The sequence below is a fragment of the Paracoccus sp. J55 genome, assembly GCF_000513975.1.
In the GTDB taxonomy this organism is placed as follows: Bacteria; Pseudomonadota; Alphaproteobacteria; order Rhodobacterales; family Rhodobacteraceae; genus Paracoccus.
In genome coordinates this window covers 310,242-325,027 of the sequence record NZ_AZVA01000002.1, presented here as the reverse complement: position 1 = coordinate 325,027, position 14,786 = coordinate 310,242, and the positions used below count along the sequence as shown (strand labels likewise).

Here is a 14,786-nt window from a genome sequence, read left to right as displayed (position 1 = left end):
TCCTTTTAACTAAGCAGCCCTTGAGGATCAGTAAAGAACGACCGAGCGGATCGATTCGCCCGCATGCATCAGGTCGAAGCCCTTGTTGATCTCGTCCAGCGTCAGGGTATGGGTGATCATCGGGTCGATCTCGATCTTGCCGTTCATGTACCAGTCGACGATCTGCGGCACGTCGGTGCGGCCGCGGGCGCCGCCGAAGGCCGTGCCTTTCCAGACCCGGCCGGTGACCAGCTGGAACGGGCGGGTGCTGATTTCCGCCCCCGCGGGCGCCACGCCGATGATGATGGACTGGCCCCAGCCGCGATGCGTGCATTCCAGCGCGTCGCGCATCACCTTGACGTTGCCGGTGCAGTCGAAGCTGTAATCCGCGCCGCCGATCTGGTCGAAGGGCGTCTTGGTCAGGTTCACGATCTCCTGGACCACGTTCTCGCAATTCTTCGGGTTGATGAAATGCGTCATGCCGAAATGCTCGGCCATCGGCTTCTTGTCGTCGTTCAGATCGACGCCGATGATCATGTCCGCGCCGGCCAGGCGCAGGCCCTGAAGCACATTGAGCCCGATGCCGCCCAGGCCGAAGACCACCGCCTTGGCGCCGATCTCGACCTTGGCGGTGTTGATCACCGCGCCGATGCCGGTGGTGACGCCGCAGCCGATATAGCAGATCTTATCGAAGGGCGCGTCCTCGCGCACCTTGGCCACCGCGATTTCCGGCAGCACGGTGTAGTTCGAAAAGGTCGAGCAGCCCATGTAGTGATGGATCGGCGTGCCGTCGAGCATGCTGAACCGGCTGGTGCCGTCCGGCATCAGGCCCTGGCCCTGGGTGGCGCGGATCGCGGTGCAGAGATTGGTCTTGCCCGACAGGCAAGAGGCGCATTGCCGGCATTCCGGGGTGTAAAGCGGGATGACATGGTCGCCCGGCTTGACCGAGGTGACGCCCGGGCCGACCTCGACCACCACGCCCGCGCCCTCATGGCCCAGGATCGAGGGGAAGAGGCCCTCGGGGTCGGCGCCCGAGAGGGTGAATTCGTCGGTGTGGCAGATGCCGGTGGCCTTGATCTCGACCATGACCTCGCCGGCCTTCGGGCCTTCGAGGTTGACCTCCATGACCTCGAGCGGCTTCCCGGCCTCCAGGGCGACGGCGGCGCGTGTTCTCATGACTTGCTCTCCTTGCGTATCGGCCGGGATGGCCTTGGTCTTCTCATGTCACAGTCTTCTCATGGCACAGGGGCCGGTAAACCGGCCCCCGAAGTTGATCCCCGCCGAGGCGTTCCCGGTCAAGCCGGCAATGCGCCCGATCGCTTGGCGATATGCGTCGCGATGGCATCCATCAGCAGCGGCGACAGCGCGTCATAGGGCTCCAGCCCCAGGTCGCGCAGCCGGGCGCGGATGCCGTCCATACGGCTGGGATCCACGCCCGATTCGATCACCGAACTGACGAAGGCGGCGAATTCCGGCGCCGCCCAGCCGTCCTCGTCCGACAGTTCGGTATGGACGAAATCCAGCCCGTAGAAGGGATGGTCCTTGTTCTCGATCCGCCCATACATGTGCACGCCGCAATCCCGGCAGCGATGGCGCTGGATCGGCGCCTCGGCATTGACGATTTCCAGCTTGTCGGCGCCTTCCAGCACCTCGATCGCGTCGCGGCCGACCACCGCCACCTGCGAAAAGATCGCGCCGTCCGGCTTCCAGCACTTGGTGCAGCCGCAGACATGGTTATGCGCGGTCTGCGCCCGCACCGCGACCCTGACCGGGTTCGAGGCGCATTTGCATTGCAGCGTGCCGCCGGAAAATCCGGGCTGGGCCGGCTTGATGCCGTTGTCGACTGCGGGGTGGATCTTCACCCCCGATGTGTCCGCCATGGTCCTGTCCTCCGCTCAGACCCGATGCGCCGAGGTTCGCGCCGCAGCGGGCCGGGGACAAGTGGGCAAAAGGTTGTATTCGCTGGCGGCTCAGGCCTCGGGGCGGCTGACCAGCCAGGCGCCGATGGCCAGGCAGGCCAGCACCTGCACGGCGATGAAGCGCGGGTCGAGGCCCAGCAGCAACGCCCAGGCCACCCCCATCGCCATGCCGGTGACGGCCCAGACCTTGGCCGTGCGGCCGACAACGCCGCGCTTGCGCCAGGCGCGGATCGGCGGGCCGAAGCGCGGATGGCGCATGATGCGCGCCCCAAGCCGCGGCGACGAGCGGGCAAAGGCCCAGACCGCCACCAGCAGGAAGGGCACGGTGGGCATGACCGGCAGGAAAATCCCGATCACCCCCAGCGCAAGGGTCAGCCAGCCGGTGACGAGCCAGAGAATCCGCATCTTACTCCGCCAGTTCGCGCAGGATCGCATTGAGCACCGGACGGCCGGCCGGAGTCGCGGCCAGCCGGTCCTTTCCGAGGGAGATAAGCCCCAGTTCGGCCAGATTCATCAGCCGGTCCCGCGGCAATTCGGCGCCATGGGCGCGGTAGCGCGGAATATCCAGCCCCTCGGCCAGCCGCATCGCCATCAGCAGATATTCCAGCGCCCGGTCGGACAGGCTCAGCAGCTCGCGATGGCTGTCGCCACGGCCCTGCGCCTCGACGGCCTCCAGCCAGGCGCCGGGCGCCGGATGCGCCTCGGTCGCCCAGCGGCCCGAGGCCAGCGTCAGCCGGCCATGCGCCCCCGGCCCCACCGCCGCCCAGTCGCCCTGCCGCCAATAGACCAGGTTATGCCGGTTTTCCGCCCCCGGCCGGGCATGATTCGAGACCTCATAGGCGGGCATCCCGGCCGCCGCGCAGATCTCTTGCGTGTCCAGATACAGGTCGGCGGACAGATCGTCGTCGGGCAGGCCCTTCAGCCCGCCCCTGGCGTGGCGGGCGCCGAAGGCGGTGCCGGGCTCGATGGTCAGCTGATAGGCCGAAAGGTGGTCCACCGCCATGCCGAGCGCCTGGGTCAGCTCGCGCCGCCAATGGGCGCGGTCCTGGTCCTGCCGGGCATAGATCAGGTCGAAGCTGACCCGCGCGAAACAGTCGCGGGCTATGTCGAAGGCGGCGCGGGCCTCGGCCGCCGAATGCATGCGGCCCAGCCGGCGCAGATCCTCGTCGTTCAGCGCCTGCACCCCCATCGAGACCCGGTTGACGCCGGCATCCGCATAGGCGCGGAAGCGGCCTGTCTCGACGCTGGTCGGGTTGGCTTCCAGCGTGATCTCGATGTCATTGGCGAAGGGCCAGGCGGCTCGGGCGGCCTCGATCACCCCCGCCACGGTTTCCGGCGCCATCAGGCTGGGGGTGCCGCCGCCGAAGAAGATGCTGTTCAGCACCCGGCCGGGCAAATCGCGGCCCAGCCGGGCAATCTCGGCGCGATAGGCGGCCAGCCAGCGCGGCTGTTCGATCACCGCCGCGACATGGCTGTTGAAATCGCAATAGGGGCATTTCGCGGCGCAAAAGGGCCAGTGGACGTAAAGCGCGAAGCCCCCTGCCCGCCAGTCGTCGGTCAGGGGGGCGCTGGCGGCCGGGTCCGGCAGGGGGGCGGCTGGCAGGTCCAGGGTCATTCCCTCAAGGCGGTGACTTCGATTTCGATCTTCATCTCGGGTCTGATAAGCCCCGCCACAACCATGGTCGCCGCCGGTAACGCATCTTTCATCGCCTCGCCCAGAACCGGCGCGATCTCGTCGAGGATCGCCGGGTCGGTGACGGTGTATTGCACCCGAACGATGTCGGCGGGCGCGAAGCCCGCCTCGGCCAGGGTGGCGAAGATGGTGGCGAAGGCGTTGCGCGCCTGCTCGGCGGCGCTGTCGGGCATGGCCATGGCCGCGTAATCGTAGCCGGTGGTGCCCGAGACGAAGCACCACGGCCCCTTCACCACCGCGCGGCTGTAGCCGAGCGCGGCTTCGAAGGGCGAGCCGGTCGAGATCCTACGCAAAGAGCGCCTCCAGCTTGCGGAAGGCGCGGGCGCGGTGGCTGATGGCGTTCTTCTGCGCGGGGGCCATCTCGGCATAGGTCACGTCATGGCCGTCGGGCACGAAGATCGGGTCGTAGCCGTGGCCCTGCTGGCCGCGCGGCGGCCAGACCAGCCGCCCGGGCGCGACGCCCTCGAAAATCTCCTCGTGCCCGTCGGGCCAGAGCAGGATCAGCGTGGCACGGAACTGGGCGGTGCGCGGCTCGGGCACGCCGCGCTCGTCCAGCTCGCGCCAGGTGCGGGTCATGGCCTGCATGAAGTCGCGGCCCTGCGGGGTCTCGGCCCAGTCGGCGGTATAGACACCGGGCGCGCCGTCCAGCCCGTCCACGGTGATGCCGCTGTCATCGGCCAGCACCGGCAGGCCGGTCGCCTGCATGGCGGCGCGGGCCTTGATGCGGGCATTGCCGATGAAGCTCGACTCGGTCTCGGCCGGTTCGGGCAGGCCCATCTCTCCGGCCGAGGTCACCTCGATGCCGTGCGGGGCCATCATGGCGCGGATCTCGTCCAGCTTCCCTTTGTTGTGGGTCGCGACCAGCAGCTTCTTCTCGGTCAGCTTGCGCATGCGACAGCCTCGTTCTGAGCGCGGACCAGCTCGGCGATGCCGGATTCGGCCAGGTCGAGCAGCTGGTTCATCTCGGGGCGCGAGAAGGTGGCGCCCTCGGCCGACATCTGCACCTCGATCAGCCGCCCTGCCCCTGTCATGATGAAATTGCCGTCGGTGCCGGCCTCGCTGTCCTCGGCATAGTCCAGGTCCAGGATCGCCTGCCCGGCATAGATGCCGCAGGACACCGCGGCGACATGGTCCATGATCGGGTCGGCGGTGACGATGCCGGCCTTCAGGAGCTTGTTGACCGCCATCCGCAGCGCCACCCAGCCGCCGGTGATCGCGGCGCAGCGGGTGCCGCCATCGGCCTGGATCACGTCGCAATCGATGACGATCTGCCGCTCGCCCAGGGCGCGGCGGTCCACCCCGGCGCGCAGGGCGCGGCCGATCAGGCGCTGGATCTCCTGCGTGCGGCCGGATTGCTTGCCAGCCGCCGCCTCGCGCCGGTTGCGGCTGTTGGTGGCGCGCGGCAGCATGCCGTATTCCGCCGTCACCCAGCCCTGCCCCGAACCCTTGAGGAAGGGCGGCGCCTTCTCCTCGATGGTGGCCGAGCAGAGCACGCGGGTGTCGCCGCAGGAGATCAGGCAGGAACCCTCGGCATGGCGCATGATGCCCGTTTCGATTGAAATCGGGCGCATATCACTTAAATTCCGGCCAGAGGGGCGCATCTTTCATTCCTTTCGGGGGTTTTGCCGTTCAGATACAGGTCCGACACCCATGACCGCAACCCGTGAACGCCCTCAACAGATCGCCATGCCTGAAACTCCGCTGCTTTCCGACCTGAACGACCGCTCGCGCGAGGTGTTTCGCCGCGTGGTCGAAGCCTATCTCGCCACCGGCGAGCCCGTCGGCTCGCGCACCCTGACCCGCGACATGAGCGAAAAGGTCAGCGCCGCCACGATCCGCAACGTCATGCAGGACCTGGAATATCTGGGCCTGCTGGATCATCCGCATGTCTCGGCCGGACGGCTGCCGACGCAGCTGGGGCTGCGGCTGTTCGTGGACGGGCTGATGGAGGCCGGGCCCGTCTCGGCCAGCGACCGCGAGATGATCGACGAGACGCTGGGCCAGGACAGCGGCGATACCGGCGCCATGCTGGACCGGGTCAGCACGGCGCTGTCGGCGCTGACCCATGGCGCCTCTCTGGTGCTGATGCCCAAGCAAGAGGCACCGGTCCGGCATATCGAATTCGTGAGCCTCGCGCCCGACCGGGCGCTGGTGGTGCTGGTCTTCGCCGATGGCCGGGTCGAGAACCGGGTCTTTGCCCCGCCGCCCGGCCATACCGCCAGCTCGATGCGCGAGGCGGCGAATTTCCTGAACGCGGTGGCCGAAGGCCGCACCCTGGCCGAGCTGCGACGCAGTGTCGCGCAGGAGGTCGAGGCCAGCCGGCGAAAGCTGGACAGCATGGCCGCGGAACTGGTGGCCTCGGGCCTGGCGCTGTGGGACGGCGAAAGCAGCGATCCGCGGCTGATCGTGCGCGGCCGGGCCAATCTGCTGGCGGATGAGCTGGCCGATCTGGACCGCATCCGCACGCTGTTCGACGACCTGGAGCGCAAGCGCGACATCGCCGAATTCCTGGAACTGGCCGAGCAGGGCGAGGGCGTGCGCATTTTCATCGGTTCCGAGAACAAGCTTTTTTCACTTTCCGGTTCCTCTCTCGTCGTTTCGCCCTATATGAATGCCGACCGAAAGATTGTTGGCGCGGTCGGCGTCATCGGTCCGACGCGGCTGAACTACGGCCGCATCGTGCCGATCGTGGACTATACTGCGCAGCTTGTCGGCCGGATGATCTCTGGCCGGAAAGGATGATGAGGACATGAAGAACGAAAACCCGAACGGCAGCCCGCTGGACGAGGAGATCATTGACCCGCTGGCCGATGATGAGGCGCCCTCGCCCGATGTCGAGGCGCTGATCGCCGAGCGGGACGATTACCGCGACCGCTTCATGCGCGCGCTGGCCGATGCCGAGAATGCCCGCAAGCGCGCCGACAAGGAGCGCCGCGATGCCGAGCAATATGGCGGCTCGCGGCTGGCCCGCGACCTTCTGCCGGTGCACGATGCGCTGAGCCGTGCGCTGGAGGCTGCCGGCGAAGAGCAGCGCGCCGCCGCCGCCGCGCTGATCGAAGGCGTCGAACTGACGCTGCGAGAGTTGAACAACGTCTTTGCCAAGCACGGCATCAGCGTCATTACCCCCGCCGTGGGCGAGAAATTCGACCCCCAGAAGCATGAGGCGATGTTCGAGGCCCCGGTTCCCGGGACCGTTGCCGGCAATATCATCCAGGTCATGGACAATGGCTTCATGCTGCACGACCGGCTGCTGCGTCCGGCGAAGGTCGGAGTAAGTTCGACCCCGGCCAGCTGACTTCCCTTGCCGACGGCATGCGAAACCCCGGAGCGTTGCTTCCGGGGTTTTTTCTTGGCCTGCAGGCCGCTATCGGCTGATTTGGTATTCTCTGCTTGGCAATAACACCATATATGGTGTTCAGTTGCCCGCGAGGAGCTGACAGAGCCGGTCCAGCTGATCCAGATCGCGATAGGTGATCACCATCTGGCCGCCATCGACGCCGGCATGGTTGATAACCACCTTCATCTTGAGATGCGCGCTCAGATCACCTTCCAGGGCGCGGGTATCGGCGTCCTTCTCGTGTTTCTGGCTTCTAGGCTTGGACGGCTTCGGTCCCTCGGCCTGACGCCGGGCCAGTTCCTCGGTCTCGCGCACCGAAAGGCTTTTTTCGATTACCTTCCGCGCCAGCTCCACCGCATTCGGCGTGGTGATCAGGGCACGGGCGTGACCGGCGGTCAGCTTGCCCTCCTTGAGCCAGGCCTGGACCTGGTCGGGCAGGTTCAGCAGGCGAAGCAGGTTGGCAATGTGGCTGCGGCTCTTGTTCAGCGCCTCTGCCAGCCTCTCCTGCGTATGGCCGAAACGGTCCATGAGCTGACGGTAAGAGGCTGCCTCTTCGATCGCGTTCAGATCGGCGCGCTGGATGTTTTCGACAATGGCGACTTCCAGCACTTCGGTATCGTCCAGATCGCGGACGATGACCGGGACTTCGTGCAGCTGAGCGATCTGCGCCGCGCGCCAGCGGCGTTCGCCCGCCACAATCTGATAGAGGCCGCGATCCGTCGGATGCGGCCGCACGATCAGCGGCTGCAGCATGCCGCGGTTCTTCAGAGAATCGGCCAGTTCCTGCAGGGCCTCCGGGGCGAAACTGCGGCGCGGCTGATCCGGATTGGGCGTCAGCTGTTCGACCGGAAGGATCTGCCGCGGGGCGGGCCGTTCGGAGGGGATCAGGTCCACATCCGCCATCAGCGCCGAGAGACCGCGGCCAAGACCCCGCTTTTCCAGCTTGTTTTCTACCATGGTTCCTCCTCAGGCGGTGGCGAGTTGACGGGACAGGAACTCCCTGGCGAGCTCGCGATAGGCGGTGCTGCCCTTGGAATTCGGATCATATTGCAGAACCGGCATGGCATGGGAGGGCGCCTCGGACAACCGGACATTGCGCGGAATCACCGTCCGATAGACCAGACCGGAGAGCGTGCTGCGCGCATCGGCCTCGACCTGCTGCGACAGGTTGTTGCGATTGTCCGACATGGTCAGAAGCACGCCTTCGATACGCAGGTCGGGATTGGCGGTCTGGCGCACCTCGCGCACGGTCATGAGAAGCTGCGACAGGCCTTCGAGGGCGTAGAATTCGGCCTGCAGCGGCACCAGCACGCTGTTCGCCGCCACCATGGCATTGACCGTAAGCAGGCCAAGCGCCGGGGGGCAGTCGATCAGGATATAGTCGAACTCGGAGGTCACCGAGAGCTTGCGGCGCAGCAGCTGCGTCCGGCCGGCACGGTTGGAGAGTTCCAGATCCGCCGAGGCGAGGTCCCGATTCGAGGGCACGATGCGGAGATTGGCGATCGTGGTATCGCGCAGGGTCTCGGACAGCGCCTGCTCTCCGGTCAGCAGATCGTAGGAGGTCAGATCGCGATCCTCCAGCGGCACGCCCAGACCGGTGGAGGCATTTCCCTGCGGATCCAGATCGATAATGGCGACCTGCTGACCCTGTTCGGCCAAGGCGGCGCCGAGATTGATGGCCGTGGTGGTCTTTCCGACCCCGCCCTTCTGGTTGGCGACAGCAATGATTCGTGTCTCATGCATGGCGGATTCCCGTGATTTCCAGAATGGCGGCGTCAGGATCTGTCGCGCTCGGGTGGGTTGTCAGGTCAAATTTCCAGTCACGTCGGGCCTCGGAAACCTCGGACTGCCAGTTGCGGCCTTTCATCAGCCAAGCCGTGCCGGAGGGTGCCAGGTGCCGATCCACATATGCCATGAGCCGCGGAAGCGGGGCAAGCGCCCGCGCGCTGATATTGGCAGCATCAAGCCGATCCAGCTCTTCTATTCGCCCCGTCAGCACATTGGCGCCAGTCAAGGACAGTTCGCGTATGGCATTGCGTAAGAAAGCAGCCTTGCGCTGATCGCTTTCGACCAGCGTCAAGGGTCTGTCCGGCCGCATGATCGCCAGAACGATGCCCGGCAGACCGCCGCCACTGCCCAGATCGACCCAGTCCCCCGGCGATTTACGGGCGATTTCGGCCAACTGCAGGCAATCCGCGATATGGCGCGATTCAATCTGCTCAAGCGTGGAAGGCGCGATCAAATTGATCGCCGGATTCCACTTGCGTAGCAAGGCGGCATAGGCGGCGAGCCGCTCTGTTTCACATGAAACATTGCTCATGCGCTGCGACGGCTTCCGGCTCGAACCACCGCCAGAATCAACGTGAGCGCGGCAGGGGTCATGCCTTCGATATGCGCAGCCGCGGCGAGGGTTGCGGGCTGCTGCTGTTTCAGCTTGGATTTCAGCTCGTTCGACAGGCCGGAAAGGGCATCATAATCGAACTCCGCGGGAATTGCGATCGCCTCCTCCTTGCGCAAAAGCTCGGCGTCCTTGCTCTGCCGGTCGGTATATTGGTGATAGAGCGCGTCGATCGCCAGCTGCCGAATCGTCGAGGTATCTTGCGCGGCAAGTTCGACGTCCAATGCAAGAACTTGATCCTGTGGTATTTCCTGTTGCGCCAACAGGGCAAACAGGCTGCGCCGGACGCCGTCCTGGCGCACCTCGATCCCCGCGCGGACCAGTTCGGAAGGCGTGAAAGACACCAATTCCGCCCGCTGCCGGGCCGCCGAATAACGCCGCATCTTCTCACGAAACTGCACCGCGCGTTCCTGGCCAACACAACCGAGATCGATTCCAAGGGCCGTCAGGCGCTGATCGGCATTGTCGGCACGGAGCGAAAGCCGGAATTCGGCGCGCGAGGTGAACATGCGGTACGGTTCGCTGACGCCGCGCGTGACGAGATCGTCTATCATCACCCCGATATAGCTTTGCGCACGGCTGAAATGCAGCGGCGGCCGGCCTTGTGCTTTCAGAGCAGCATTCAGTCCCGCCACCAACCCTTGCGCCGCAGCTTCCTCATAGCCGGTGGTGCCATTGATCTGACCAGCCAGGAACAGCCCGGCCAGGGTCTTCACCTCCAAAGACGGGGTCAGCGCGCGTGGGTCGACGTAATCATATTCCACCGCATAGCCCGGTTGCATGATCTGCGCCTGCTCCAGACCCCGAATCGAGCGGACATAATCCAGCTGCACATCTTCCGGCAGAGAGGTTGAAATTCCGTTCGGATAGACCAGATCGCTGTCCAGCCCTTCCGGCTCCAGGAAGATCTGATGCGAATCCTTGTCGGCGAATCGGACGATCTTGTCCTCGATCGAGGGGCAGTAACGCGGCCCCACCCCGTCGATCCGACCTCCATACATGGCAGATCGGCCGATATTCTCGCGGATCACCCGATGCGTTTCCGCATTGGTATGAGTGATCGCGCAGCTGATCTGGGGCACCTGCGGCACGTCGTTCAGGTAAGAGAACATGACCGGTTCTTCGTCGCCCGGCTGTTGGTCCAGACTGTCCCAGTCAATGCTTGCGCGCAGGATCCGCGGCGGCGTGCCGGTCTTCAACCGGCCCAAGGGCAGGTTCAGTGGACGAAGCGAAGCAGCCAGTCCGACCGAAGCCCGATCGCCCCAGCGTCCGGCTGGCCGTGAGACTTCACCAATATGGATCAGGCCGTTCAGAAAGGTGCCGGTGGTCAGGATCACCTGCCGCGATTCCAGTTCACTCCCATCCGCCAGCCGTAGTCCGATGACCCGGCCCCGCTGATGCATCAGTTCCGTGACCTCGCCCAGGATCTGCGTCAGACCAGGCTGGCTTGTCACCACTGCTGCCGCGGCCTTGCGATAAAGCCGGCGATCGGCCTGCGCGCGCGGACCCTGCACCGCCGGGCCCTTGCGACGATTCAACAACCGGAACTGGATCCCTGCAGCATCGGCGATTCGGCCCATGACCCCGTCCATCGCATCAATTTCGCGCACCAGATGGCCTTTGCCCAGCCCTCCGATTGCCGGGTTGCAAGACATCGTACCGATATCATCCCGATGCATCGTCACCAGCGCCGTTTCCGCGCCCATGCGGGCTGCGGCCATAGCGGCCTCGACGCCGGCATGCCCCCCGCCAATCACGATGACGTCGAAATGTTTCACGTGAAACCCTACTTTCCAATACAGAACGAGCTGAAGATCTCGTCCAGATAATCCTCGGCCCCGACCCGGCCCACCATCATGGCCAATCCTTGAATCGCCTGGCGCAGTGCTTCCGCAAGGAATTCCGGTGCGTCATTCCTGTCGACATCCAGCGCCAGCCATGCTCTTTGCAAGGCTTCGGCCTGCCGCTTATGGCTCACAAGGCCGGAATCGGCAGCCCTGATCCGCAGGCGATCATAGACCATATCCAGAAGCTCTGCGACCCCCTCTCCGGTCCGAGCCGAGATCGCCAGACCCTGACCCTGCCCGAGATCCGCCTTGGAGCGGAGCACGATATCGTCTTCCTTCACCGCGTCGGTTGCAATGCCATCGACAGAAAGATGGATCCGCATATCCGCTTCGGCGGCCCGCTTCAACGCCCGCGCCACCCCCATCGCCTCCACCGGATCGTCGCTTTCACGCAGACCTGCGGTATCCAGGAAAGTGACCGGCAGACCGCGAAGATCGGCACGGAGTTCGAGGATGTCCCGGGTCGTCCCGGCAATCTCGGAGACCAAAGCGATGTCGCGCTGCCCGATCCGGTTCAGCAGAGTGGATTTTCCGGCGTTCGGCGGACCGATGATCGCCACCTCGTAACCCTGCCGCAACCGCTCGGTGGCTGGATAGCTGGCCAGCATCTGCCGGATATCGTCCCGGATCGCCCCGATCAGCGCAAAGGCCTCGGCGGGGACTTCCTCGGGAACCTCCTCATCGGCGAAATCGATGCTGGCTTCGATCAGTGCACCGGCGCGGATCAGACCCGCCCGCAACGCCTCGGCCTTTCGGGCCAGTTCGCCTTCCGTCCCGCGCATGGCCAGCTTGCGCTGCGCCTCCGTCTCGGCGGAAAGCAGATCGGCCAGTCCCTCGGCCTCGGCCAGGTCGATGCGCCCATTCAGAAAGGCCCGCCGGGTGAATTCGCCCGCTTCCGCCCGCCGCAATCCCTGGTTCAGAAGCGCCTGCGCCAGCCGGTTGGCAATGACCGGCGCACCATGCAGATGCAGTTCGGCCACTTCCTCCCCGGTAAAGCTGCGACCCTCCTCGAACCACAGGACCAGGGCGCGGTCGATCAGATCCTCGCCCTCCCGCAGCGCCCGCAAGGCGGCAACCCTGGGCGCCGGAACCGGCCCGGCCAGCGATTCCAGCGCGGCACGCGCCTTCGGTCCGCTCAGGCGGACAACGGTAACGCCCCCTCGCCCGGGCGGCGTCGCCTCGGCAAAGATCGTATCCACCGCATCCTCCGCGCCGTCAAGCGTTCATCGAGTCGAAGAATTCGCTGTTGGTCTTGGTCTGCTTCAGCTTCGAGATCAGGAACTCGATCGCATCCGTGGTGCCCATCGGGTTCAGGATGCGCCGCAGCAGATAGGTCTTCTGCAGGTCCTTGGCATCGACCAGCAACTCTTCCTTGCGGGTGCCGGACTTCAGGATGTCCATCGCCGGGAAGACGCGCTTGTCCGCAACTTTGCGGTCCAGCACGATCTCGCTGTTGCCGGTGCCCTTGAACTCCTCGAAAATCACCTCGTCCATGCGCGAGCCGGTGTCGATCAGCGCCGTGGCGATGATGGTCAGCGAGCCGCCCTCCTCGATGTTCCGCGCCGCGCCGAAGAACCGCTTCGGCCGCTGCAGCGCATTCGCATCGACGCCGCCGGTCAGGACCTTGCCCGAGCTCGGCACCACGGTGTTGAAGGCTCTACCAAGTCTTGTGATGGAATCCAGAAGGATCACAACATCTCGCTTATGCTCGACCAGACGCTTGGCCTTTTCGATGACCATTTCCGAAACCGCGACGTGCCGGCTCGCCGGCTCGTCGAAGGTCGAGGAGATCACCTCACCCTTGACCGAGCGCTGCATGTCGGTGACCTCTTCCGGCCGCTCGTCGATCAGCAGCACGATCAGGTAGCATTCCGGATGATTCTTCTCGATCGAATGGGCAATGTTCTGCAGCAGCACGGTCTTGCCGGTGCGCGGCGGCGCCACGATCAGCGAACGCTGGCCTTTGCCGATCGGCGCAACCAAGTCGATGATCCGGGCCGAACGGTCCTTGATGGTCGGGTCCTCGATCTCCATCTTCAGCCGCTCGTTCGGATAAAGCGGCGTCAGGTTGTCGAAGGCGACCTTGTGGCGGGCCTTTTCCGGATGCTCGAAATTGATCCGCTCGACCTTGGTCAGGGCAAAATAGCGCTCGTTCTCACCCGGGGCGCGGATCACCCCCTCGACCGTGTCGCCGGTGCGCAGCGAATGCTGGCGGATCATGTCGGGGCTGACATAGATGTCGTCGGGGCCGGGCAGATAGTTCGCCTCGGTCGAGCGCAGGAAGCCGAAACCGTCCTGCACCACCTCAAGGACGCCGTCGCCGCCAATCTCGAAGCCTTCCTCGGCATGCTCTTTCAGGATCGAGAACATCATCTCGCCCTTGCGCATGGTCGAGGCGTTCTCGATCTCCCATTCCTCGGCCATGGACAGCAGGTCGGCCGGGCTCTTGGCCTTGAGATCGGACAGGTTGAGGCGTTCTTCGGTCATGTCTAGCCTATGGGCGCGCGCTGCCCGACGCAGGATCGGCGCGCATTGGAAACTGTGTCTGGAAAATTCCCGCCGGACGGCGGATGCGCGTCACATAGGCAGAATCCGGGCGAGAGTCAATTCTTCCTAGAATTTCACGATCACCGAAAGCACGATCACCACCATGGACAGCGTCGGCAATTCGTTCATCATCCGATAGCGCCGCCCGCTCAGCCCCTGCCCGCGCAGCAGCGCCTTGCGCTGGCCGGCCAGCCAGAGGTGGAACCAGGTCATCGCCAGGACGCCCGCCGCCTTGCTCCACGGCCAGATCATCGTCCAGTCCACGATGCCCGGCGTCAGCACCAGCGCCAGCCCGGCGATCCAGGTGACGATCATCGCCGGCCGCATGATCATGCGCAGCAGCTTGTCCTCCATGATCCGGAAGGATTGCGCCGGTTCCTGGCCCGTATGCCCGCGCTCGGCATGATAGACGAAAAGCCGCGGCAGATAGAACAGCCCGGCCATCCACGAGATCACCGCCATCACATGCAGGGCTTTGATCCACGGGTAAGCAAGAGCCAGGAAATCGGTCATGAGGCACCTCCAGCGACCTCTCCTCTATCAAAAAAGAATGAAAAGAAAGAAAGGATGATGTTGTGGTTGGGCCTGTGGATGACGGGAAATCCCTGTTCCACGCCGGATTTCCCCACCTTCGGCTTGCTGGGGAAAAAAACCGCGTTAACCATCCGTTAACGAAAAACAGGCGTTAAAACAGCACAGTAACCGGATGCACCCTGTGGATAAGTTTGTGAAAATTTTTCTTTTCCACAGCTTGGGGGCAATTCCTGACAGATTTTGAACATGTGGAGAAACCGGCTTTGTTCGCATCCCGTCCGACAGGGTGATCCACGGCGATGAGAAAGGGGCCCTGCTCTCCACAGCCCATGCCCCCCGAGTCGCCCGCGCTTATCCACAAGGTTATGCCCGCCCTGTCCGGTCGGCGCCGGCCGGGCCGGCCCCGTAGCCGTCCAGAAGGCCCCTACGCGACGGAGCCGCTTCGTCCCGGAGGGGCTGCGAAACCGGCCGATGTCCGTTTCCGTCATCCGAGCGTCGCATTTGAAGAATTGCGAGTCGGAAAACGGGTGCA

At 64.8% G+C, this 14,786-nt stretch carries 16 protein-coding genes; 2 read left to right on the top strand and 14 right to left on the bottom strand.

Features of this window, described 5'->3' with window-relative positions:
* Positions 1 to 27: 27 nt before the first annotated feature.
* The 7 genes from PARJ55_RS0103640 to rph all read right to left on the bottom strand — a co-directional run bounded on the left by PARJ55_RS0103640 (position 28) and on the right by rph (position 5,192).
* Positions 28 to 1,155, bottom strand: coding sequence for an S-(hydroxymethyl)glutathione dehydrogenase/class III alcohol dehydrogenase (locus tag PARJ55_RS0103640; RefSeq protein WP_028711771.1), 1,128 nt, complete (start codon positions 1,153 to 1,155; stop codon positions 28 to 30).
* A gap of 119 nt (positions 1,156 to 1,274) precedes the next feature.
* Positions 1,275 to 1,859 carry an S-(hydroxymethyl)glutathione synthase gene (gfa, locus tag PARJ55_RS0103635; RefSeq protein ID WP_028711770.1) on the bottom strand — a complete coding sequence of 195 codons (585 nt, stop codon included), beginning with the start codon at positions 1,857 to 1,859 and terminating at the stop codon, positions 1,275 to 1,277.
* A gap of 90 nt (positions 1,860 to 1,949) precedes the next feature.
* Positions 1,950 to 2,303, bottom strand: coding sequence for a YbaN family protein (locus PARJ55_RS0103630; RefSeq protein WP_028711769.1), 354 nt, complete (start codon positions 2,301 to 2,303; stop codon positions 1,950 to 1,952).
* Between the two features lies 1 nt (position 2,304).
* Complete coding sequence (gene hemW, locus PARJ55_RS0103625) at positions 2,305 to 3,513, bottom strand: radical SAM family heme chaperone HemW (RefSeq protein WP_051416140.1); 1,209 nt, start codon at positions 3,511 to 3,513, stop codon at positions 2,305 to 2,307.
* The gene (locus tag PARJ55_RS0103620; protein ID WP_028711767.1) at positions 3,510 to 3,884 is read right to left on the bottom strand and encodes a RidA family protein; all 375 of its coding nucleotides are present in this window, start codon (positions 3,882 to 3,884) and stop codon (positions 3,510 to 3,512) included. The genes hemW and PARJ55_RS0103620 overlap by 4 nt, the downstream gene beginning before the upstream one ends.
* The gene (gene rdgB, locus PARJ55_RS0103615; RefSeq protein ID WP_028711766.1) at positions 3,877 to 4,482 is read right to left on the bottom strand and encodes an RdgB/HAM1 family non-canonical purine NTP pyrophosphatase; all 606 of its coding nucleotides are present in this window, start codon (positions 4,480 to 4,482) and stop codon (positions 3,877 to 3,879) included. The genes PARJ55_RS0103620 and rdgB overlap by 8 nt, the downstream gene beginning before the upstream one ends.
* Positions 4,470 to 5,192, bottom strand: coding sequence for a ribonuclease PH (gene rph / locus PARJ55_RS0103610; RefSeq protein ID WP_028711765.1), 723 nt, complete (start codon positions 5,190 to 5,192; stop codon positions 4,470 to 4,472). Before rph ends, rdgB begins: the two co-directional genes overlap by 13 nt.
* Before the next feature lie 85 nt (positions 5,193 to 5,277).
* Here rph and hrcA point away from each other — a divergent pair, with 85 nt between their 5' ends.
* Complete coding sequence (hrcA, locus tag PARJ55_RS0103605; protein WP_028711764.1) at positions 5,278 to 6,333, top strand: heat-inducible transcriptional repressor HrcA; 1,056 nt, start codon at positions 5,278 to 5,280, stop codon at positions 6,331 to 6,333.
* Positions 6,334 to 6,340: 7 nt separating this feature from the next.
* Positions 6,341 to 6,886 carry a nucleotide exchange factor GrpE gene (locus tag PARJ55_RS0103600; protein ID WP_028711763.1) on the top strand — a complete coding sequence of 182 codons (546 nt, stop codon included), beginning with the start codon at positions 6,341 to 6,343 and terminating at the stop codon, positions 6,884 to 6,886.
* A 120-nt stretch (positions 6,887 to 7,006) separates the two neighbouring features.
* Here the strand turns inward: PARJ55_RS0103600 and PARJ55_RS0103595 are convergent, their stop codons facing one another.
* From PARJ55_RS0103595 to PARJ55_RS0103565, 7 genes are all read right to left on the bottom strand, one after another.
* Positions 7,007 to 7,885 carry a ParB/RepB/Spo0J family partition protein gene (locus PARJ55_RS0103595; RefSeq protein ID WP_028711762.1) on the bottom strand — a complete coding sequence of 293 codons (879 nt, stop codon included), beginning with the start codon at positions 7,883 to 7,885 and terminating at the stop codon, positions 7,007 to 7,009.
* Between the two features lie 9 nt (positions 7,886 to 7,894).
* On the bottom strand, positions 7,895 to 8,671 hold the full coding sequence (locus PARJ55_RS0103590; RefSeq protein WP_028711761.1) for a ParA family protein: 777 nt from the start codon (positions 8,669 to 8,671) through the stop codon (positions 7,895 to 7,897).
* The gene (gene rsmG / locus PARJ55_RS0103585; protein ID WP_028711760.1) at positions 8,664 to 9,248 is read right to left on the bottom strand and encodes a 16S rRNA (guanine(527)-N(7))-methyltransferase RsmG; all 585 of its coding nucleotides are present in this window, start codon (positions 9,246 to 9,248) and stop codon (positions 8,664 to 8,666) included. The genes PARJ55_RS0103590 and rsmG overlap by 8 nt, the downstream gene beginning before the upstream one ends.
* On the bottom strand, positions 9,245 to 11,104 hold the full coding sequence (gene mnmG, locus PARJ55_RS0103580) for a tRNA uridine-5-carboxymethylaminomethyl(34) synthesis enzyme MnmG (RefSeq protein WP_028711759.1): 1,860 nt from the start codon (positions 11,102 to 11,104) through the stop codon (positions 9,245 to 9,247). Before mnmG ends, rsmG begins: the two co-directional genes overlap by 4 nt.
* Positions 11,105 to 11,112: 8 nt before the next feature.
* Entirely contained in the window at positions 11,113 to 12,372 is a 1,260-nt protein-coding gene (mnmE, locus tag PARJ55_RS0103575) for a tRNA uridine-5-carboxymethylaminomethyl(34) synthesis GTPase MnmE (protein ID WP_028711758.1), read from the bottom strand.
* Between the two features lie 16 nt (positions 12,373 to 12,388).
* Complete coding sequence (gene rho / locus PARJ55_RS0103570; protein WP_028711757.1) at positions 12,389 to 13,660, bottom strand: transcription termination factor Rho; 1,272 nt, start codon at positions 13,658 to 13,660, stop codon at positions 12,389 to 12,391.
* A gap of 126 nt (positions 13,661 to 13,786) precedes the next feature.
* Positions 13,787 to 14,233, bottom strand: a complete 447-nt coding sequence (locus PARJ55_RS0103565) for a CopD family protein (RefSeq protein WP_028711756.1) — start codon at positions 14,231 to 14,233, stop codon at positions 13,787 to 13,789.
* Positions 14,234 to 14,786: the final 553 nt, after the last annotated feature.